Genomic DNA, 22757 nt, shown 5'->3' with positions numbered 1-22757 from the left:
CTTCTAAAATTCGGTCCACATAATCGGTTTTCCTTGTTTTCACTTTAACCCTTTATTTTTTAATAACAGGAATCCACATTTCACCATATAGCAAGCCGTTTTTCTCACCCATTTCAACCGATGCATTTGGTCCGCCAACATAAGCAAAATCCTCTAATTGACCCAAGACTTCACCAAAGGCAATGCCAGTAAGTGTAAGATGTAATTCATCTGAATCCTTCGCTTCCCCTTTAACAATTACGTAATCTCCTTTAGGGAATTGAATAACTCTTGTTGCTTCTGGTAGCTCTTCCTCTGTTAAAACGCCAGCATAATGCATCATTTTGTTATTTACCGCTTCGTTCACAGCGAAGATATAGTCATTCGTTGCTAGAGCTTTTAATTTATCAAGACTACCATCCTGTCTAACTGTTTGCCAAAAATCTGTTTTCTCTTTGTTTATGCCAGCGAAATCTGTATAATCGCTCGTTAGTTCTGTTCCAATTCCTAAAACGATAAAACTGTCTTTTTCTTCTACTTTGTAATCTGCCATTTTCAAAACTCCTTTTTTAATGAATTGAATGATTTACTTGATAGGTTTATAATAACTTTTAATCATGTCAAAAAGTGATACTATTTAGGAGGACCAATGAAAAAAGTTGAACGAATTAATACAATCATGAGATATATCAACAACCGTGCCCATTTTACAATTTCTGAACTCATGCAAGAATTTAATATCTCTCGTTCAACAGCAATTAGAGATATTAGGGAAATTGAAGCGATGGGGATGCCACTTGTCGCTGAAGTTGGCAGAGATGGGGGTTATTCTGTTCTGAATAATTCTGTTTTACCTACTGTTCGATTTACTGATAGTGAAATTAAAGCCCTTTTTATTGCCTTTATGGCGACAAGAAACCAACAGCTTCCTTATTTAAAGAGTCGACAATCTTTAGCCGAAAAATTACTAGGCCTCATCTCAGAAAATCAGCAAGATGAGCTTGTTCATTTAAATCAAATCTTGCTTTTTGAAGGGACAAACCCTGATAATCCTGATCTACTTGATCTATCAGATCTCCCTCACCCTGTGTTAGAACAACTTATACAAACCCTTCTTTGGGATAGCTATTTATTGATTACGATTAAAGAAGAGAAGGAAATAAAGACTTATCCAATTTATCTTCTACATCTCTATCATGAAAAAGGATTTTGGCTCATTGAAGGCTTTAATTTACAGGATGAAAAGAAACAAGTTTTCCCTGTCAACAACCTCACCAATGTTGAGCCATACTTAACGAAAAAAAGATTAAGTAAGAAAAAGATTTTAGAGAAAATAAGCCTGCAGGAAAAGAAGCTTAATCTTGTTCTGGAGCTTGGTCCAAAGGCGATAGCTCAGTTCAAAAAATATCATCCATTTAAAATTTCCATTTCCTATACGAATCCTTATCAAACTACAGCCATTCTTAAGACTTTTATTAATGTTAATCATCCCGAAGAATTGACCGAGATAATAAATTGGCTCTTTTTCCTAGGTGAGGATATTAAGATTAAGGAAATACCAACAGAAGTCGTAGAAGGTTTGCAAGGGAGATTAGATTTATTTTGCCCATAAGTAGTGCCAGTTATAATTTTAAGGGAATTTTGGAGAAGCTGTTTAATTATACTTTGATTTTAGAATGCGTGTGCTGAAGTATTCTCTCATAGCACATGCATTTTATTTAAGGTTTAAATTTATCCAGCATTTTCACTGTTTCTCGGCTAAACCTCTAAATCTTCGCTCCAGGTTGCTCAACTTCTACCTTTTCAGTAAGTTCTCTCCTTACCATCCCTATGAAACGACATGTCCAATGAACTAATTTTTACATCTTCTTTAAACAAACTACATCAGGACTTTACAAACTTAAGCAATAATTAATACTTGAGAATCTTATCCAACTATAAAAAAGGGAGTTGTGAAAATGGATAGTAGGAAGAAAAGTTCAGGTATTATGTTTATTATTGGAATAATGGTATTGTCCTTTTTATCTTCGGTATTGCCAGTGCAGGCAGCAGAAGCGGAAAATACTGTTTTTATTAATGAAATCGAATCCAATGATACAGTTACAGATATAGATTGGATTGAAATTATTAATACTGGCGATAGTGACGTGGATATTAGTGGGTGGTTTGTTGTAGATGATAAGGGATTAGAACGTGTAGAAGAAAATAATGAATGGCGTGTTCCAGATGGTACTGTATTAAAGGCCGGAGAAATTCTTATTATTGAACATGATGAGGCGCTAGGTAATCTATCTTTAGGGAAAAATGACGCCGTTTCTTTATATGATATTAACAATAGTTTATTGGATTCATATGCTTATACAGGTCATGCAGTTGGTACATATTCAAGGGTTCCAGATGGCACGGGAGAATTTATTGATCAGGAGCCGACTAAAGACGAGTTAAATATTGTCGAGAAAGAAGAGGAACCAGAACATAGATTGGTAATTAATGAGATTAATTCTGCACCAGATGATTGGGTAGAGCTTATTAACATAGGTGCAACAGAAATGGATCTTGGTGGTTATGAAATTCGTGATAATTCTAATGACCATCGTTGGAAATTTAAGGATGGAACAATACTGCAGGCAGGGGAATTATTTGTTGTTGAGGCAAATACGATTGGTCTAGTATATGATGACCAAGAAGGTACTTATATTGCAGGTGAATTCCAGGAAGCAATTGGTATTGGGTCAGGAGATTCTATTCGTTTATATGATAAAGCAGGGGATTTACTTGATGAATATTCATGGACGGAGCATGCTAGCTATGACGGTAATGATGCATTGGCGTCTTTTGGAAGATATCCAGATGGAACTGGCTCGTTTGTATTAACGAAAGAAACAAAGGGATCAAAAAACGATTGGTATCAACCTCAGATTGTAATTAATGAAGTAGAGTCTAATGATGATGAAACGGATTGGGTTGAAATTTATAATGTCGGAACAAATCCTGTAGATTTATCTGGTTGGTATTTATACGATGATGACCCAGTAGGTCATGCTGCAGATATTACTCCTGTAGCAGAAGGGACACTTCTTCATCCAGGTGAATTTTTTGTTTTTGATCAATATGAGCATTTTACATTTGGTTTAGGGAAAGCGGATAAAGCTACTATTTTTAATAAAGATGGTTTGTCCGTTGCAGAATATGCATGGGAAACACATGCAAATGGTGTATATGCACGTATTCCAGATGGAACAGGAGATCTTGTAGAATTTCCTACATCAACTAAAGGAAAAGCTAATATTGTAACAAACCCTGTAGTAATAAATGAAATACAGTCAAATGATGCAAATGGTGGATTAGATTGGATAGAGCTTGCCAATCCAACAGATGAGGTTTTAGATATTTCAGGAATAGTCATTAAAGATAATGATGATGCACACCAATACATTATTCCTGAAGGTACAACCATTCCAGGAAATGGATTTCTTATAGTAACGGAAGAAGCATTTGGTTTTGGACTTGGAAAAAATGATTCTGTACGCTTGTTTGAAAATGATAGATTAATTGTCAGCACTACATGGACAGATCATACAAATCCTACTTGGGGATTGTATCCAAATGTAAATGGAAGTGAGTATAGAAATACAATTGAAGAAACACCTGGTGAACCAAATAAGTTTGAGGGTGTTCCTGAAATTATTGCATGGCCAGGAAATGATGAGGTTGTGATTTTTGATAAGGAACCTACATTTCTAGAAGATTCTTCAGGATTAGATTTCTTTAATGGGCAATTATATGCGGTTGATAATGGAACAGGTAAGTTCTGGATTTTGGATGTTTCACAAGATGGGGAATTAAGCTTTGCAGAAGGTTTTGAAAATGGGAAACGCGTACGATTCCAAAAGGATGCAGACAATCCAAAAGCAGCTGGTCCGGATGCAGAAGGAATTACAGTAGATCAAGATGGCTTTGTTTACATTGCTTCTGAACGTGACAATAGTGCTAAGGGTGTTAATTTTAATATGATATTGCAGGTTGATCCGCATGCTGAGGGAGAGGATCTAGTTGCATTACAGCAATGGGATTTGACTGCTTCATTACCGCAAGTCTCTGCCAATATGGGAATTGAAGCTGTGGAATGGGTAGCAAACGCAGATGTAGAAGGGAAGCTTTATGACCAAAATACGGACTCTGCTTTTAATGCAGCTCATTATCCAAATGCAATTGCTAATGGCGTGTTTTTTGTCGCATTAGAGGATAATGGTCATGTCTATGCATATGTTTTAAATGAAGATGGAAGCTCTGTACAAATTGCTGATATTGATAGCAAGCTTGGAGGAGCAATGGCTCTTGATTATGATACATATGAAAATGTATTATGGGTTGTTGCAGATAACGGCTATAAAAATCTCTCAGCAAAAATATCATTAAATGGTAAAAAACAACCAGAAATTCTTCATGTTCTGCCTGCTGGTGGTGTTGATATTAATGCCAATAATGAAGGATTTGCGATTGCAGAGGCAAATTATACAAAAAATGGTCAAAGGCCGGTCTATCGATTTAAGGATGGAGAAAAATTTGGCTCTTTATCTATAGGCTCTCTCGCATCTGATTATAAAGAAAATATAGATGAAGATACGGGTGAAATAGGATCTGTCATTTCGGGTAAGGCTGTTTGGCAACAAGGAAGCGATGAGGATATAGTGATCATTGTAGATATCGATCATACAAAATTCAAAAGCCTTTCTATTAACAATGAAAAGGTTGACGAAGAGATGTATACAGTTGAGTCAGGCAGTACGAAAATCACTATATTAAATAGTTATCTAAAAACACTTCCTGTAGGTGAACATCCTGTTAGTATTGAGTTTTCAGATGGTATTGTCCACACAACTTTATACATTATTGCAGAGGAAGATTCTAAGGAGGATCCTAAACCAGATCCAACTGATCCAAGCAATGATCAAGATTATAAAGAGGACGAAGATAAGCCTGATGACGAAGCTAATGATAATAATATCGACAACGATGAAGATCATAATGATGGTGAAACCAGCAATGGGGAGAATGGTGACAAGGGTCAAATGAACAATGATAATCAAAAGGAAGAAGGGAATAGTAAACTCCCTAATACAAGCACATCAACATATAACTTGATTGCATTTGGATTAATCATATTATTTGTTGGTGTAGCCCTGTACTGGTTTAATCGAAGAAAAAAATCGATATAGTTAGTACAAAAAAGACACTCCTAAACATTGATCTATATGTCTAGGAGTGTCTTATGGTTTATGATGGTGAATGGCTTGTTACATGAGAAAATTATACCTAACTTTGAAATGACAATAGCTTATTCTCTTGCCCATTATTCAGAAATGGTGATATTCCAGAATATTGGTCTAGAGGTAGCTTTAACATTCTCTAATTTTTTGTGATATGCATATATCATATTATTACCACCTAAGTGAACAATTGGAAGAAGTTCTTCGTAAGCATATAGCTGTAGTTCATCCCATAACGCTTTTGCTTCTTCTATCGTTGGCGAGACTTCAATAGCTCTCAATGTTTCACCGACTTTATCATCATTTACTCCGCCTGCCCAAGTAGAGCTTAACGCATTAAGCTGTGTTGGAGTACTTACTGTTCCGGAGTCTGAAACAAATGCATCCCAGGCGCTCAGGTCATCACGTTTTTTAATAAAGCCTGCCCAATCATATACTTCAAGCGTTGCGTTAATTCCGATTTGTTTTAATTGTTCTTGAATTACTACACCTTGATTATACATTGGAAAAATATCGCGAGTTGCAAGTATTCTAAATTCCTCACCATTATATCCAATGTCTTCTAGCATTTGTTTTGCTTTCTCGGGATCATTCTGATTGTAATACTCACTTCTGGCATCACTTGCCCATGTTTTTACATTGACATCCATATAACCAGGATCCAACCAGTAAAAATCTTCATGAGGATATCCAGCCAGCATAATCGCATCTGCATCAAGAGCAGTATTGATGATTTGACGAAATTCAAAGTTAGAAGCTATCCCTTCAACCTTGTTAAAGCCTAAAAGATTATTAGATGTTGGAACGAGTAGCGTTTCCATATCTGGATCATTCTGTAATTGTTCATAATCATCGAATTGAATACCATAAGCATAATCATATTCTCCTGTTTGTAATCCTGATAATCGTGTAGAAGGATCTGGAACCATATAAAAATAGATTTCCTCTATTAATGCTTCTCTTTTACCGGAAAATCCACTTGCTTCCATGTCTAGAGATTGGTAATCCTCATATTTTTTTAGATGGATATATTGATCTTGTTTCCATTCCTCTAATTGATATGGTCCTGTTCCAATATATTCTTCGATTCCCTCTGCAGGAGCTGATTCAACGATCTCTTTTGGCATAATCGCCGCTGCCTGTTTTAGTGAAGACAATGTATCTAAAACTAGAAGGGACGCTTCTTTTAATTCTAATAGTACGGTATGGTCGTCTACTGCAGACCATGTTGCATCATTAAAAATAGTACCTGTTATCGATGATTTTTCCATCCAACGCTCCATTGAAGCGACAACATCTTCTGCTATCATTTCTTTTCCATTATGAAATTTAATACCTTGCCTTAAGTTGAATATATATGTTTTATTATCATCTGTTTCAATAGATTCTGCTAACATCGGAACGGGTTGAAAGTCGGAATCAATTGTAACAAGGCCTTCAAAGATTAGTCTCCCTATATCTTGTGCATGTGTAGATGTAGTGACTGGTATATCAAGAGTGGATGGAGGGGCATCTACAGCAACCTTCAAAGGACCTTTATTACTTGAACCCGAATTGTTGTTGCTTTCTGATGAATCTGAGCTACATGCAACAAGAAATATTACTGTAGCTATTAATAGATTTAGAAATATATTCTTTTTGTTTAATCCCATAGAATTTCTCTCCAATACGTTATATTTTTTACATCAGGTTGTAAAAACACTTCCATATTACATACTTCTCTTGGAATCGAGTTTCAGGTTTTGAGTAATTCTTGGTGTGAGAGCTTTATATAAACTAGCTCAAAGCATTGACAACAGTCATCATATAGTACTTGATAGAATTCAAATAATCGGATAGGTTGATTCTTTCTTTTGGGCTACCTGCTCCCCATTCATCTATATCAGTTGCAGCTCCCCAATTTGGAATGGATATACCATGAGCTTGGCGAATTGTAGCAGCATCAGATCCACCTGATCGACGATATAACTCAAGTGGTTTCCCCATGATCTGTTCATAAGATTTTTGACAGATTTGGATAAAGGGGTCGTCTTCAGGAATCTCTAAAGTTGGTCGATCAGATAATAGCTCAATTTGATAGTCATATTCTGGATCTTCCGCCTTTAACTCTTCAAAAATATTGATGATTTGTTTATAAACATCCTCGAATTTTTCTCCTGGACATATTCGCCGATCGATAGTAAACACTGCTTGAGCTGGCTGTACATTTGGTGAACTTCCAGCCTCTATCGTTGTAATTGAAAGACATGGAGACTCATTATGATCCATGACCGTCTGTTGTAACTGTTTGTCTAACTCATAAAAACGATTAATAGCAGTAACTGCTTTCTGTAATGCATCTGTGCTAGGGTGAGGGGACCCAGCATGATGGGCCATTGCTTTGTAAGTACAGCGTAAGCGTAAAATTCCCCAATGCACATTAAGTAGCTTGCCTTGAGTTGGCTCCATGCATATTCCAAAGTCTCCATTGAGCATTCCTTTTTCTACTAGATATTTTGCGCCCAACCAACCACCATTTTCTTCATCAGACAAATAACTTAGTAAAATACTGCCCTTAGGATCAAATCCCAACTGATGTAAGAACTTTACTGCCATCAATGCTGCACAGTCTCCGCCCTTCATATCAGAGGTTCCCCGTCCATACATATAACCATCGACAATTTTGGCAGCCCAGGGACCATAAGGACCTGGATCACCTTCTGTTGGTGGGAATACATCCATATGTCCATTGAAAATAAACCTGGGACCTTTCTCGCTGCCAAACCATTCTGCTAGCAGGTTAGGTCTTCCAGGGGCAGATGGATAATTTCCAACGGTTAATCCTATACTTTCAATCCATTTTGTAAAAACTTTACTTACTAGCTCTTCATTACCTGTTACGCTAGGGACTTGAACAATTTCAGTGAGGCAACGAATTGCCTCTTCCTTATTTTCATTCACGATATTAGAAATTTGTTCTGGAGTGATCATGATCAAATTCCTTTCATTGTTAAATTTTTGACTCCTAAAGAATGTGACAGAAATGGGTGTTAATATTCGGGAAGCGCTTACAATAAATATGGGCAATGAAACAACGATACCTTACCTGCAGGGGATGAACGATCATTTTCTATGAATATATTGTTTTGCTAAACAATCCCCCAATTATCAAAGTAAAGGATTGTTTAGCTGAATTGTAATTATGGCATAGCATTTGAATTTTTCCTTATTTAGGATTATTTTTTCTATCATAATATCCTTTAGCAAAATTTAAGAAAATGTGGAGCGCTACACGAGCAGTAACATCTCTAAGGTCCTTTGTTGGATCATTACATACGATATCAAGACCAATAACTTTATCTAATTTTCCTAGCTCTTGTGCACAATAGAATATATCTAAAGGATTCAAACCTCCAGGCCCGATAGCTGGTACGCCTGGTACAAAGGATTGATCCATTACATCGATGTCAAATGTTACATAGATTTCATCACATTTATTGTTTAAGCTAGCAATACTTTGTTTAAGAATTGGCGCAATTCCTTGCTGGTGCACTTGGTTAGCAGTATATAAAGTCATACCTTTTTCAATGGCATAATCTCTATAGTGCTTAGAATTAGCGAAGCTTCTTAGACCAATACTAATGATGTTATCCCCTTTAATCGTATCGTTTTCTATTAAATTCCGTATAGGAGTACCATTTGAATGTCCACCATAGGCAGTATCTCTAACATCTAAATGTGCATCAAAATGTATAAGCCCAATCTCTTTTTTTGTTTCATTTTTAAGTCCTTTAATAATCGGATAAGTGATAGAGTGATCTCCACCTATGTTGATTAAGGTTGTTTCCTGCAATCGCTGCTTCACTTCACACATTGCTTTTTCAATATTTTGATGACACTCTTTAATGTCGGTTATATGCATTTTGACATTTCCTAAATCAACCGAATTTAGTGATGCTAAATCAACATCATCATCTAAGCTGTATGTTGTAAAAGAACTCCATAACTGTCTGAATGATTCTGGGTTTAAATGGGCTCCAGAGAAACTAATAGAACTTTTTGATATGGGTATACCGATAAAAGAAAAATCATAATTAGTATTCGGTTGTATCTCTTGATCAATCCATTCAACGAGTGTTGTAACATATGGGTCAACCTTTTCCTGGTTATACCGTATGGATGGTTTTTTTATATAGCTAAACAATATATATGCTCCCTTCAAAAACATTGGATTAATTTAAAAATAGTTCAAGTTTTTATGACTATAAATTTTCACTAGTATTATTTGTGATGCTGATACCATGTTGTCGCTAAAGCAATAACACAACGAGCCGTATTGTTTAAGTTTTCAATGGATAAATGTTCATCTACTGTGTGGATATTTCGGAATCCGTTACCTAGCGTAATACTGTTAAGACCATTCTCGTTGAATATGTTAGTGTCGGCACCTCCAAACGTTTGCGTTACATAGCTGTCTACATTAATTAACGAAGTCGCCGTTAGCGCATTTTGGACTAATACAGAGTCTGTTGGATGATGAAAGCCAAGGTACTTTTTCTTTATTTCGGTAGTTGCCTTTCCGCCATAGCTTTCGGCAGCTTCTGACAAAACATCATTCATATGATTAAGTTGATTTTGTAGACCACTCTCACTTAAACTACGAACCTCTCCAACTAACGAGACCTCTCCAGGAATAATAGAAGACATTCCTACTCCTGTTATTTCCCCAACGTTAGCTACTGTTTCGGAATCTACTTTTCCTAGTTTCATATTCAGTAATGCTTTTGAGGCTATTAAAAATGCATTGATTCCTTCTTCTGGATTTAATCCAAGATGGGAGGAACGCCCTCGAATATTACTATAAATCCTACTGCTATATGGTCCTTGTTGAATGATTTGTCCAACATCCCCGCTACTGTCAAAAATATAACCTTCCGTGCTTTTTACCTTTGAATAATCTAAGTATGTAGCACCAACAAGACCAGGTTGCTCATTAACAGTAAGTACTAATTCTAGCGGTCCACATTTTATTTCTTTTTCTTGTATGGTCCTGATTGCCTCTATATAAGCAGCCAGTGCTGCACGATCATCAGCACCTAATATTGTTTTACCATCCGTGTAAATGACACCATCCTTGATAATAGGATTTAGACCTGCTGTCGGAAATACGGTGTCCATATGGGTAGAAAAGAATAAAGGATTTATATTTGGATTTGTCCCAGGCCAATAGGCAATTAAATTACCGCAATTACCTCCAAAATTCTTATGAGCTTCATCGAATTTCATTGTAAAACCTAATTCTTTCAAATGCGGAATAATAAAATTTGCAATCGGTTTTTCATTCCCACTTGGTGCGTTTATTTTAGCGAGTTCAATAAAATATTCTAATACCTGAATTATTCACACTTTTAAAATCAACTCATGAATAAAGACAATATCAAATATTTTCTCTTCCCACTAAAAAATCATGGTAATTTCGCATCCTTAGTTTTGATTTTAAAATGAACCATTGCAAATAGCCTGCTTTTGGGCAGACTGCCCCCTTGATCTGACATTACATTTTTAAAAAGATCATTACTTGATGGATTTACTCCAGTTTCAGGTTCTGAATTCGCTGAAGTACTGTCCAAAAGAATTTTTGGTAAACAAAACTCGATGATAATTTAAAGTAAAGGGATCGCCCTGATTTTACTAATTTACTGGCAACTTTAATGATCCGTGTTCGTATGGTTTCTATTTGCATCTTTTTTTGTTCTTTTGGAAAACAAAGCGTACGCAACCAGTTGGTTAAGTTATAGGCGAGTAAACTCAACATCATTCTTACTTCGTTTACTTGGAAAGAATGGCTATTCATTTTATCTAGGCCAAAACCATTCTTCGCTTCCTTGATGTAGTTCTCCATTGTGCCTCTTTTTTGGTAAGCAAGGACGATATCCTTTGGAGAAAAGGCATCTACTAAATTAGTCACCATGAACGAATGGTTAAAAAATAATTCACCTGCAGGGCGTACGGACTTTATAATCACTTTTCTAGGTTTTGACCATGATTTTGCTTGATAAACAGTTTCTTCATAATAACATTCCGTCTTCGTAACATCAGAAGGTACAGATGAAGGATAGAGTTCATCCGCCAATCGTTGCAGGTTCGCATTTGATTTGAGCCGGATCACATAATAAACGGACTCTTTTTCACACAGATCATATAGTGCTGGAACTGCAAAACCACTGTCACCACGAACAAATGGTGTCGTCTCTGGGAATTTTTCATTGTAATGTTCAAGAAGTGGCTGAATAAAATCCACCACACCATTTGACGTATAGACATTTCCAGGACGCAGCTTCGCTTTGATAAAGTCACCAGTTACCCCATCGAAAGCAACCAGTGGGTGGAAACCGATTGTTCCATAATGGGCATTATAAGCCGCAGATTCTTGATTACCATAGGTATCTGAATGAGTAGAATCCAAATCAAAGATAAGTGCCTTTGAATCTCTGAATTGATGCATTTTGTCCATAAGTTCTTGGTTGGCCTGATTTAATTGTTCGACCGATTGATGATCAAACCGTTTGAAAAAACGGGATAAACTTGGTTGAGAAGCTAGCGCATCCGTTCCAATCACTTGAGTAAACACAGGATCTTTTGTCAATTGGTCAGCAGCATCATCTTCAGAATATCCAGCAATGATTTGATAGATCTTTTGACGGAGCAAATTTTCGTTTGAATGAACATAGTAAAGTCTCTCGTCTTTCAAATGGAGATGTTGCGCTAATGTTTTTGAAAAACCGATCCTTTCATCGAATTCTCTAAAGAGGAATTCACCTGTATCGGAAGAAAGGGAACCTCCATTATTTGACAATTTAATCTGGTGATTGAAATCAAGCGTTAATTGCGATAAAGTAGCCATTATAAGAATCCTTTCTGTTGGTTATTTGTTCGCGCTTTAACCTTAGCAGAAATGGATTCTTTTTTCACTTTTTAGATGAGTAGATCTTTAGCAAAAAAGCTGATTAAACAGGCGATAACAGTTTATTATCGATTTTCTATGAATAATTCAGGTAATAATCTTTTTTCATTAATTTTATAGTCTGGCATAACATTTACCCTCCTTTTTCATTGAATTTTCTGTATATATTGATATATTAAGTAATCTCTTTTATAATGTAAAATACAATTTTAGAATAAAGTTATAGTTTTTAACTATAAAGAGGATGTGTGCTATGGATATTCGTCAGTTAAAATACTTTGATAGTCTTGTTAGAAATAAAAAGTTTACAAAAGCTGCGGAAGAACTTTTTATTTCCCAGCCATCTTTAACAAATATGATTAAAAAATTAGAGAAAGAGTTAGGATTTAAGTTATTTGAACGAACGACTAGAGAAATTTCACTAACAGAGTCAGGGGAACTATTTTATAAGCATACGCAGAACATCATGCAGGTATATGATTTAACCTTAAAAGAGATGGAAGAAATAAAATTTGTAGGGAAGGGAAAAATTACAATTGCAGTTTTAGAATCCTCCAATTTTTGGCTACCTAAGGTAATTAAAACGTTTGCTGAAAAATATCGGGAATTGAAGATAAACTTTAAAAATATTATCTTTTGGGAGGATGTTGAAAAGGCGTTATTAAACTATGATATTCATTTCGCTATCACAAACCATCAAACAAATAACCCGAACTTGGTGCACTATGAACTTTATCAAGATGAATTGATTATCTTACTTCCAGAAACACACCATCTATCAAAAAAAAGAGCAGTTGCTTTTAATGATTTAAAGGATGAAATTTTTATTAATTTCTCTAAAGGATTTCAAATTCGAGAGGATTTTCTGAAGCTTTGCTTAGAAGCTGGTTTTAACCCAAAAAGTATATATGAAGTGAATGATTTTGATGCAGTTTGTAGTTTAGTGGAAAATGAGTTAGGTATTGCTCTTATGCCTGAAAGCTATTTTAAATATGCACCACAAAAGCTAGAAAAATTATCATACACCCGTATCAAGGACCCAACACCTACAAGGAGTGTTTATATCAGTTTCCATAAACAAAGGTACTTAACTCCTGCCACTCATGATTTGATTACATTAGTAAAAAAATTCTTTGAGTAAAGGTTTTTATTTTACTGGAAAAGTTCACAAAGCAGGAAAATTAAAAAGTAAGGAAGAAGTAAACAAACACCAACCCAATAATATGCTAAAATAACTAATAAAAGTTTGAAAATTCAACCATTATATTTGTAGTAAACAAATTCAATCAGAAAAGAGTGAGGAATTGGAAATTAAGAATGCGACAATGGAAGAGTTTGATATTGCGTTTGACTACATTGAGAAGCTATGGGCGTCCAATGATTATGACAAGGAAACGATTCGAAAGGTCTATCAAGAAGTTGTAGAGGATAAAAATGTCTTCGCGTTTTTCCTTTACGATGAAGGAAAGGTCAGAGGCTTCTGTCATGGTACTTACTTCAACACGTTTTGGCATTCGGGGAAATCATGTTATGTATCTAGTATTATTTCTAATGAAGAGGATCGGGGAAAAGGTTATGGACGTAGGCTGATGGATCATGCTAAAAAGTTAGCTGAAGATATTGGGTGTACTGCAATGTTCTTAGATACTGGTCTTGCTAGAGAAGAGGCGCATCGTTTTTATGAAATTTATGGCTTTGAAAAATGTGCATTTTGTTATCAACTAAAATTGGATTGATGGTTATCATCATATAAATACATACAAACAGAGGAAAGAGTGTATTTCTGCTTTTTCCTCTGTTTTTGTTTGGTATAAGAGTTTCTCCTGAATTAAATGTTAAAAAAATTTAAACGTTTATATGAAAATAAATTAAATGGATTTAAACAATAATTATTGCTAGCATTTATTTAAGAGTTAATAGTCTAACTATTCTGTTGATAAACAAAATTAAAATATGCATATGTGAAAAATTTGAATTAGATTGGAGGGTTGTCTTTTTAGTTGGAAGAAGGATATTAAATGCTGTTCGTCATGTATGCGCTTACAGTCAGAGTAGATTTTACAGAGAAAAAGGAATGGTTTACTAAAACCTATTGCTATGAAGAGCTTATATATAGGTTTTATAAATGGGGAGGTATTTAAACGATGAAATTTTTAAAAGGTTTTGGACGACTGATGATTTTCAGTATTATTTTATTTATTATAGGTTGTTCTGCTGGGGAAACAGATGAACCTACAGCTGGAGCTGAAGAGGGAGAAATGAAAACTGGTGGTGCTTTAAATATTGGCTATAGTACACAACCAAATTCATTAGATCCACATCTATCCTCTGAATCTGCTAATACCATCGTAACTCGAAATATTTTTGAAACATTGGTTGTAAAGGATTCAAATGAGGCTGTGCAGCCAATGCTAGCAGAATCCTTCGAACAAAGTGAGGATGGGAAAACATTAACCTTCGTTTTAAGAGAGGGAGTTTATTTTCACAATGGTAAAGAAATGAAGGCTGGGGATGTTGTTGCATCCATGAATAATTGGCTGAAGAATTCTAGTAGTGGTAAAGCTTTTGATGAAGCGGTCTTTGAGGAAATAGATGAATACACGGTTCAAATAACTTTAGATAATCCTTTATCAACGGCTCTTGTTTCCTTATCACGTGTTCATAATTATCCAGCTATTATGCCAGAGGAAGTGATTAACGAAGCTGGGGAAGAGGGCATTAAGGAATATATAGGAACAGGTCCTTTTAAATATGAAGAATGGAGACAGGATCAATATTTGAAGCTTGTTAAGAATGAAGATTATCAATCTAGAAGTGAGCCTGCAGATGGTTTAGCTGGGAAGAAGGAAGCATTAGTAGATGAATTATATTTTCATTTTGTCAGTGATACATTTACAAGAGTTGCCGGCTTGCAGTCTGGTGAGTACGACTTAATTCACAGTATTCCCGCAGATAGTGTAAATCAAATTGAAGATGAACCTAATTCTTCGACTATTATAGAGCTATCAGGTTCTTTGAATGTGCATTTTAATAAGAAGAATAGTATCTTTAAGGATTTGAAAATGAGAGAAATTGTTGAAATGGCGTTAGATAAAGAAGCAATTTTAACAGCTACTTATGCAGATGAAAAATTTTATGAAATGAATCATAATTTTATGATGAAATATCAAACACAGCAATGGAATTCTAGTATTGGAGAAGAGGAGTACATGGGTTGGGATCCTGAAAAGGCGAAGAAAATGTTAGAGGAAAGTGATTATGATGGGGAACAGCTTACTTTATTAACAACTCGTGATTACCCAGATCAATATGAAGCATCTATCGTGGTTCAGCGCCAGCTTGAGGAAATTGGTATGAATATAGATTTAGCAGTTTATGATTGGCCGACATTTTTAGATTATCGAGATAATGAGGACGCATGGGATATATTCACTGTAGTAAATACAGCTGTTCCAGAGCCATTAACGACAAACTATTTAAATAATAGTTATGCTGGCTGGACAGATAGTCCTGAATTAGAAGAATTAAAAGAGGAATTCGAAAGTCAGACATCCTTAGAAGAAGCTGAGGCTTATTTTGATCATCTGCAGCAATGGTTTGTAGATTATAAACCAATTGTGAAAATTGGGGAATCCAATAATATTCATGGCGTAAATAATAATGTCCATGGTTTGGAATTCTATAGAGGTTTTGTCTTATGGAATGTTTATAAAGAAGATTAACATACAATAATTTAACGGATTTTGTTTCTTTTCATTATATATCACATACAAAGATAGGAGATTTTACAATGAAAACTCAAGAAAGATCATCAGAGATATTTCCCTTTTGTCAGTTAAAGGGATCACACTATGAAATTGGATTACAGCATGGTGAGGCTTTTCGTGATTTAATCAAAAAACATTTAAAATTAGCTTTAGATCGGATCACTTCTAAGCTAGATGTATCTTATGAAGAGATCATGGATGCTGTAATTAAGTATAGACCATATGTTTTAGAGCATGCTAAGTTTTTAGATGAAGAGATTACTGGAATAGCTGAAGCTGCAAATATTACTTTAGCTGAGGCGTATTTTCTGCAATTAAGAGCGGAAGTTTATCGTGACTTAGAGGAAAATGATGAGTGTACGACATTTGCTGTTTTACCTGAAGCTACTAAGGATGGAGTGCCTTTAGTTGGTCAAAATGCTGATTTACCAGAGCTATATTCAGAAATAGGAGTAATTGTTGAAATTATTCCAGAGAATGGCTCCTCTGTGCTTATGCTAACACCAGCAGGACAGGTTTCTTATATAGGTATTAATGATAAAGGGTTAGGTGTATTTGCTAATTTCCTCAAATGTGATGGTTGGAGAGTAGGTTTTCCTAGATATATGTTATCGCGTTTAGCTTTACAATATGATTCAGTTGATAAGGCGATTGCTGCTGTTCGAAGTGTGCCCAGAGCATCCTCACGTAACTTAATTATGCTAGACTCTAAAGGAAATGCAGTTGATCTAGAAACAACACCAACAAGAGATTATCCGATTAAAGCCGAAAATGGGCTTTTGGCACATGCTAATCACTATGTTGCAGATGAATTATTAGAGGAGGAAAGAGCAACAGATCGCTATCTAGAAAATACACATGCTCGGTTCAAGCGAATGACAGAGCTTTTAAGCAATCATCATGGCGATTTGGATGCAAATACGATGATGTCTATTTTAAGGGATCGTGAAACATATCCACATGCATTATGTCGTGAGGTCACTGATGGTAGATCAGATACGATCACCTTTGCGTCAGTAATTGCTCAGCCGAGTAAAGGAAGTATCTGGGTTGCAATGGGGCCTCCGAATAAATATGAATACAAATGTTTTACTTTTTGCTAACTAGACTATATTACTATTTGCAGTAACATCATTTATAGAGAAGACCTTTTCTGAAAGTTGTACCTAGTACTTCATTTATTCAGAAAAGGTCTTCTTTCTATATAATAGAAAAAACAGCTTTACTTTCTGGAGGGCTATCATGGATGAGAAGGATTGTTTAATACTCAAGTATATTTCTAGGGAAGGTAATTTAACCAAGGCAGCCGAACGGCTTTATTTTACTCCCTCTGCATTAACTTATCGAATCAGGGAAATGGAGAAAAAATTAGGAGTGAAAATTTTTGTTAAAAAAGGAAGAAATATTGAAATTACATCAGAAGGTGAATATTTAGTTGATTGTGCAGTTGAACAATTACGTAGATGGAGCAATATAAAAAATAATATCCTTAATATGAGTGGTCAAATTCGAGGGAAGTTAAAAATTGGTGTATCTAGAATCACTGCTACTGAAAAGCTTCCATTGATTTTAAAGGAATTCAACGAAAAATATCCCAACGTCAATACAGAAATTTATACAGGCTATAGTGATGAAATTTATGATTTGCTGCAAAAGGGAGATATTCAAATAGGCTTAGTGAGAGGAGATTATATCTGGTCAGAAACAAAATATTTTATCAATCGAGAGAATATATGTTTGATTTCAAATCATGAGATGGATATAGATAATTTGCCAAACTTATCAAGAATACAATATAAAACTTCTACATATTTAAATCATTTAATAAATGACTGGTGGTATGAGCGCTTTGATAAGCCACCATCAATTGGAATGGAAATTAATGATTATATTGCCTGTAAAGAGATGGTGAAAAATGGACTTGGATATGCAGTAGTTCCAAAGATTTTCTTAAGTGAAGAGGATGGTTTACATTCAACGAATTTATTTTATAAAGATGGTAAAGAAATCATATTAGATACTTGGGTTTTAGTTAGAAAATCATCCTTGAAATTAAAGCTAGTGAATGAGTTTATCACTGCTGTGAAAGAGTTTTATAGATAATATTATATAAATAAAAAGTAGGAGACGATAATTGTCTACCTACTTTTTATTTTTTTCGATTATTATTCATAAACAGTTCTTGATACTCCAAATATGTGAAGCTTCACAACTTTGTGCAAAAAATTTGCTTTTTTCGTCACAAATTAATATTATTTACTTATAAATATTTAGATATCTAACAATTAAATACGAAATAAATTAGAAAGGAGATATCGAAAGAAGTATTAGAACGAGTGAATTAAATAAAGTTGGCTAGTCTTTACGTCAATCAATGTTCTTAAAATGAGTTGAGGAAGAAAGAGGATAACTAAAAAGTAATTTATTCCCTTTTCACCTTTTAGCTGTGAAGCATAGAGAAATAAAGATTAAAAATCGGAAAGTCTTAAATAATTATTACAAACAGAAAAGGAGAACTTCACATGAGATTAGAAGGAAAAGTAGCAATTATCACTGGGAGTGCATCAGGTATTGGCAGAGGCATGGCTCTTGCTTTAGCAAAAGAAGGAGCACATATTGCAATCGTAGATATCAATGAAGAAATGGGACAAAAAACATTAGCTAAAATTAATGAATACAATGAGGGCATGCTATTTATTAAAGATATTTCAAAGAGAGAAAATGTGGAAGAAATTGTAAGCGCTGTAATAGATAAATTTGGCAAATTAGATATTCTAATAAACAATGCTCATGCTTCGAAACAAGCATTATTTACTGATACAACACAAGAAATGTTTGATTTATCATTCGGAACAGGCTTTTATCCAACCTTCAACTTTATGCAAGTCGCTTATCCAGAACTAAAGAAAACAAAGGGGAAGGTGATTAACTTTGCTTCTGGTGCGGGACTGAACGGTCAAGCAACTCAAACTTCTTATGCAGCTGCGAAAGAAGCAATTCGAGCTATTTCACGTGTGGCATCAAATGAATGGGGACCTGAAGGGATTAATGTCAATATCATCTCACCAATTGCATTAACTTCTGGTGTTGAACAGTGGAGTGAATCTTCACCCGAATTATACGAAGCAATGATTAATAGCATCCCACTTAGAAGAATGGGAGATCCTGAGGGAGATATTGGAAGAGTAGCTGTATTCTTATCAAGCAGCGACTCAGATTACATTACTGGACAAACAATTATGGTTGATGGTGGTTCTACAAAATTACGATAAAAATGTATTTTTCAATTTAGTTCAATAGGTAGGAAGAAACAATGAAGAGAACCTACCTATATTACTATGCCAAGGATATAAAGCTTTCATTAATAATCATAAAAAAGGGGATTTTTAAAATGGATAGAGTAAAAAACAAAGTTGCACTAGTAACAGGGGGGGCTTCAGGGATCGGTCTTTCATCATCAGCACTTTTAGCAAAAGAAGGAGCAAAAGTTGTTGTCGCTGATTACAATGTTGATGGAGCAAAGAAAGTAGCAGAAGATATTAAAGCAAATGGCGGAGAAGCAGTAGGTATTTTCCTAGATGCAGGAAATGAAGAATCCATTAAAGAAGCTGTGGAATTTACAGTGAAGCAGTATGGAAAAATAACAGTTTTATTTAATAATGTCGGCTCCACAAATTTAAAGAAAGACTTAGATGTTGTAAATATGGATCTTGAAGAATGGGATCGATTAATGAATTTAAATTTAAAAAGTGTGTTATTAGGAAGCCGATTCGCGATTCCTTACATGATAGAAAATGGTGGAGGTTCTATTATCAATACGGCATCCATGGCTGGTTTCGCAGGCGATTCTATCCGTGCTGCTTATGGTGCTTCGAAAGCTGGGGTCATTAATTTGACTAAATATATTGCAACACAATATGGGAAGGAGAATATTCGCTGTAATGCTGTTGCGCCTGGTCTTATTTTAACACCTGCAGCAAAAAATAATATGTCTCAAGAATTATTAGATGTTTTTGGGAAATATAATCAACTTCCTTATCATGGAGAGCCAGAAGATATAGGTCATACGGTCTTATTTTTAGCTTCGGATGAATCAAAGTTCATAACAGGACAAACTATTCAGGTAGAAGGGGGACATTATTTAAGTAATCCGACGATCCCAGATTTTAGAGAAATGATGAAACAATCATGAAGTCAGGGGTTGTTATAAATGTAGGAAATGGACAAGCCCATAATAAATTTAAAATTCATAGCGCTTGGTGGATACTTCTTGGTCTATGTATTATTGTCGGGCTCGGAAAAGGAACATTAAACAATTCTGCTGGTCTTTTTCTACCACCTATTTCTAATGAACTTGGCATTGGAATGGGAGATTTAACTTTATATTTTAGTATATCGGCAATTATAACAATGCTTTATCTTCCTTTTAGCGGAAGAATGTTGGAGAAATACAATATCCGCTTCATATTAATTATTTCCATCATTTGTGAAGCAGGAGCTTATATTGCATTTAGCTTTATGAATGCTGTATGGGGCTGGTATCTATTTGCGGTTCCTTTGGCATTTGGTGGTGTGTTCATTACTGTTATTGCTGGTCCTGTTTTAATTAGTCAATGGTTTAAAAGAAATAATGGACTAGCTCTTGGAATTCTGACGGCAACAGGTGGATTGTTTGGTGCCATCTCGCAACCCATTGTCGGAAATATAATCGTACATCAAGGGTGGAGATTTGCTTATGTGGCAATAGGACTCACAGCAATTGTAATAGCTGTGCCGATTATTCTCTTATTTATTAAAAAGGTAAACCCTGCGAAGGGACTTTATCCATATTGTCTAACAGAAAGTGAACAGAATCGTCAAGAAGCGAATGAAAATATTCAAAATACAGGTGTATCGATGGCCGTTGCGAAAAAAAATTCTGCTTTTTATGCACTGATGATCTTCTTATTTTTCCTAACATCTATTTCAAGTTTTTCAATACATATCCCACGGTACTTAATTGATAGTGGATATGAGCAAACATTTGCTGGTAACGCAATGGGCATCTACATGTTAGGAGTTGTTTTGGGTGCTATCGTGATTGGATTGATTAATGATAAATTTGGTTCAAAAAATGCAACCATACTATCAATGGTTTCTGGGATAATTTCTGTTTCATTGCTATTATTTGCAAGTTCTAGCGCTATCGTAATTTATATTGCATTAATTCTATTTGCGTTTGTAACATCTGGGATTGGAACCCTTGGACCATCGCTTGCACTAAGCTTATTTGGAATTAAAGAATATAGCAGGATTTATTCAACTGCTTCTTTAGGTTTAGCTACCGCTGCTATTGTTGCACTTCCAGCCTATGGCTATATTTTTCAATTTACGGGAAGCTATTCAGGTGGATTATATACGATTTTAATAATGCTCGTTATTAATATATTTGCTGTGATTTTTGCATTTAGAGGTAAAACAAAATTAGAAAAGTCGGGATTATGGAGTTAGACATAACCCTCAAAGGGAGAATAAAAATGGAAAAAACAAAATCTAAAATCCATCAAGCATGGTGGATTCTTGTTGGACTATGTATTATCGTTGGGGTTGGAAAAGGTGTATTAAATAACTCTGCAAGTCTTTTCTTAAATCCTATTTCGCAAGAGCTAGGTATTGGAATGGGGAACTTAACTTTATACCTAAGTGTCTCTGCTGTTGTGACATTATTATTTTTACCATTCGCTGGTAAGCTCGTAGCAAAACATGATATTCGTATGTTAATTATTGCTTCGATTATTTTACAGGCAGGAGCTTATATTGCATTTAGTTTTATGAATTCTGTATGGGGCTGGTATGTTTTCGCAATCCCACTTGCAGTCGGTGGAACTTTCCTTACAGTTATTTTAGGTCCAGTTTTAATTAACCAATGGTTTAAAAAGAGCAATGGTTTAGCACTTGGGATTTTAGCAGCAACTGGGGGAATTTTAGGAGCTATTGCTCAACCAGTCATCGGAAAGTTAATTGTTAATAATGGTTGGAGATTTTCGTATGTAGCAATGGGAGTTGCAGGTATAGTACTTGTTATTCTTGCAACCATTTTATTTATTAAAAAAGCGTCCAAAGAAAAAGACTCTGCTAAAGACGTGGAAACCAAAAGTGAGGATTCTGATGAAGCCTCCAATCAAGCTTCTCAAGAAGCTGGTGTAACACTGGCTGTTGCAAGAAAATCTTCTCCTTTTTATGCATTGATGATCTTTTTTTTCTTGATAACTGCTATTGCGAGTTTCATGATGCATATTCCTACTTATATTGTTGATAAGGGACTTACACAGGAATTTGCGGGTAATGCAATGGGGATTTATATGTTAGGTGTGGTAGCTGCTTCTTTAATTAATGGAGTTTTAAATGACAAATTGGGAACTAAAAATACAACAATCTTATCTATGATTTTGGGGATTGTTTCTGTAGTTATCATGTTGTATGCAGCATCTAGCGCTGTCATGATTGTCATCGCTCTTATTCTTTTTGCCTTTGTTACAAGCGGAATTGGAATTATTGCGCCAGCGCTTACTTCAAGTTTATTTGGAAATAGAGAATACAGCCAAATTTATTCAACCATTTCCTTGGGATTGGCAGTAGCCTCTATTGTTACACTTCCAGCATACGGATATATTTTCCAATTTACTGGTAGTTACTCAGGCGGTTTATATGCAATCTTAGTCATGCTTGTTATTAACATTATTGCAGTTGTGCTTGCTTATAATGGCAAGAAAAAATTAGTACAAGCAGGTTTATGGAATTAAAAAACTTTAGGAGGAA

The 22757-nt window shown here is 35.1% G+C and carries 17 protein-coding genes; 11 read left to right on the top strand and 6 right to left on the bottom strand.

All coding sequences use genetic code 11. The features are described 5' to 3' along the window. Positions 1 to 52 precede the first annotated feature (52 nt). Positions 53 to 532, bottom strand: coding sequence for a GyrI-like domain-containing protein (locus AB4Y30_RS13865; RefSeq protein WP_368652808.1), 480 nt, complete (start codon positions 530 to 532; stop codon positions 53 to 55). 96 nt (positions 533 to 628) lie between these two features. Between AB4Y30_RS13865 and AB4Y30_RS13860 the strand changes: the two genes are divergently transcribed. Together AB4Y30_RS13860 and AB4Y30_RS13855 are read left to right on the top strand one after the other, a co-directional pair. After that, a complete protein-coding gene (locus tag AB4Y30_RS13860; RefSeq protein WP_368652807.1) occupies positions 629 to 1591 on the top strand; it encodes a helix-turn-helix transcriptional regulator in 963 nt (320 codons plus the stop codon). A 346-nt stretch (positions 1592 to 1937) separates the two neighbouring features. Further along, positions 1938 to 5198: a lamin tail domain-containing protein gene (locus AB4Y30_RS13855; protein WP_368652806.1), complete on the top strand. Its 3261-nt coding sequence runs from the start codon at positions 1938 to 1940 to the stop codon at positions 5196 to 5198. A gap of 134 nt (positions 5199 to 5332) precedes the next feature. Here AB4Y30_RS13855 and AB4Y30_RS13850 read toward each other — a convergent pair whose 3' ends face one another. The 5 genes from AB4Y30_RS13850 to AB4Y30_RS13830 form a co-directional block, all read right to left on the bottom strand. After that, positions 5333 to 6901, bottom strand: coding sequence for an ABC transporter substrate-binding protein (locus AB4Y30_RS13850; protein ID WP_368652805.1), 1569 nt, complete (start codon positions 6899 to 6901; stop codon positions 5333 to 5335). 124 nt (positions 6902 to 7025) lie between these two features. Then, on the bottom strand, positions 7026 to 8219 hold the full coding sequence (locus tag AB4Y30_RS13845) for a M20 family metallopeptidase (protein WP_368652804.1): 1194 nt from the start codon (positions 8217 to 8219) through the stop codon (positions 7026 to 7028). Positions 8220 to 8454: 235 nt separating this feature from the next. Continuing rightward, positions 8455 to 9432 (bottom strand): agmatinase family protein, encoded by a 978-nt coding sequence (locus AB4Y30_RS13840; protein WP_368652803.1) that lies wholly within the window; start codon positions 9430 to 9432, stop codon positions 8455 to 8457. Between the two features lie 77 nt (positions 9433 to 9509). Further along, on the bottom strand, positions 9510 to 10625 hold the full coding sequence (locus tag AB4Y30_RS13835) for a M20/M25/M40 family metallo-hydrolase (RefSeq protein WP_368655232.1): 1116 nt from the start codon (positions 10623 to 10625) through the stop codon (positions 9510 to 9512). Positions 10626 to 10815: 190 nt separating this feature from the next. Continuing rightward, positions 10816 to 12132, bottom strand: coding sequence for an IS1380 family transposase (locus AB4Y30_RS13830; protein ID WP_368652261.1), 1317 nt, complete (start codon positions 12130 to 12132; stop codon positions 10816 to 10818). A 313-nt stretch (positions 12133 to 12445) separates the two neighbouring features. Between AB4Y30_RS13830 and AB4Y30_RS13825 the strand changes: the two genes are divergently transcribed. The 9 genes from AB4Y30_RS13825 to AB4Y30_RS13785 all read left to right on the top strand — a co-directional run bounded on the left by AB4Y30_RS13825 (position 12446) and on the right by AB4Y30_RS13785 (position 22741). Continuing rightward, positions 12446 to 13333, top strand: coding sequence for a LysR family transcriptional regulator (locus AB4Y30_RS13825; protein ID WP_368652802.1), 888 nt, complete (start codon positions 12446 to 12448; stop codon positions 13331 to 13333). Positions 13334 to 13496: 163 nt separating this feature from the next. Continuing rightward, positions 13497 to 13928: a GNAT family N-acetyltransferase gene (locus AB4Y30_RS13820; protein ID WP_368652801.1), complete on the top strand. Its 432-nt coding sequence runs from the start codon at positions 13497 to 13499 to the stop codon at positions 13926 to 13928. Positions 13929 to 14336: 408 nt separating this feature from the next. Then, positions 14337 to 15914 carry an ABC transporter substrate-binding protein gene (locus AB4Y30_RS13815; RefSeq protein ID WP_368652800.1) on the top strand — a complete coding sequence of 526 codons (1578 nt, stop codon included), beginning with the start codon at positions 14337 to 14339 and terminating at the stop codon, positions 15912 to 15914. Positions 15915 to 15982: 68 nt separating this feature from the next. Further along, the gene (locus tag AB4Y30_RS13810; RefSeq protein WP_368652799.1) at positions 15983 to 17062 is read left to right on the top strand and encodes a C45 family autoproteolytic acyltransferase/hydolase; all 1080 of its coding nucleotides are present in this window, start codon (positions 15983 to 15985) and stop codon (positions 17060 to 17062) included. A 139-nt stretch (positions 17063 to 17201) separates the two neighbouring features. Continuing rightward, on the top strand, positions 17202 to 18062 hold the full coding sequence (locus AB4Y30_RS13805) for a LysR family transcriptional regulator (RefSeq protein WP_368652798.1): 861 nt from the start codon (positions 17202 to 17204) through the stop codon (positions 18060 to 18062). A 419-nt stretch (positions 18063 to 18481) separates the two neighbouring features. Beyond that, positions 18482 to 19231: an SDR family NAD(P)-dependent oxidoreductase gene (locus AB4Y30_RS13800; protein WP_368652797.1), complete on the top strand. Its 750-nt coding sequence runs from the start codon at positions 18482 to 18484 to the stop codon at positions 19229 to 19231. Between the two features lie 119 nt (positions 19232 to 19350). Next, positions 19351 to 20151: an SDR family NAD(P)-dependent oxidoreductase gene (locus AB4Y30_RS13795; protein ID WP_368652796.1), complete on the top strand. Its 801-nt coding sequence runs from the start codon at positions 19351 to 19353 to the stop codon at positions 20149 to 20151. Further along, the gene (locus AB4Y30_RS13790) at positions 20148 to 21449 is read left to right on the top strand and encodes an MFS transporter (protein ID WP_368652795.1); all 1302 of its coding nucleotides are present in this window, start codon (positions 20148 to 20150) and stop codon (positions 21447 to 21449) included. Before AB4Y30_RS13795 ends, AB4Y30_RS13790 begins: the two co-directional genes overlap by 4 nt. Before the next feature lie 26 nt (positions 21450 to 21475). Next, positions 21476 to 22741: an MFS transporter gene (locus AB4Y30_RS13785; RefSeq protein ID WP_368652794.1), complete on the top strand. Its 1266-nt coding sequence runs from the start codon at positions 21476 to 21478 to the stop codon at positions 22739 to 22741. The last annotated feature ends 16 nt before the right edge of the window (positions 22742 to 22757 follow it).

The organism is Ornithinibacillus sp. 4-3, from assembly GCF_040958695.1.
GTDB lineage: Bacteria > Bacillota > Bacilli > Bacillales > Amphibacillaceae > CALAMD01.
This window is presented reverse-complemented; position numbering and strand designations above follow the sequence as displayed.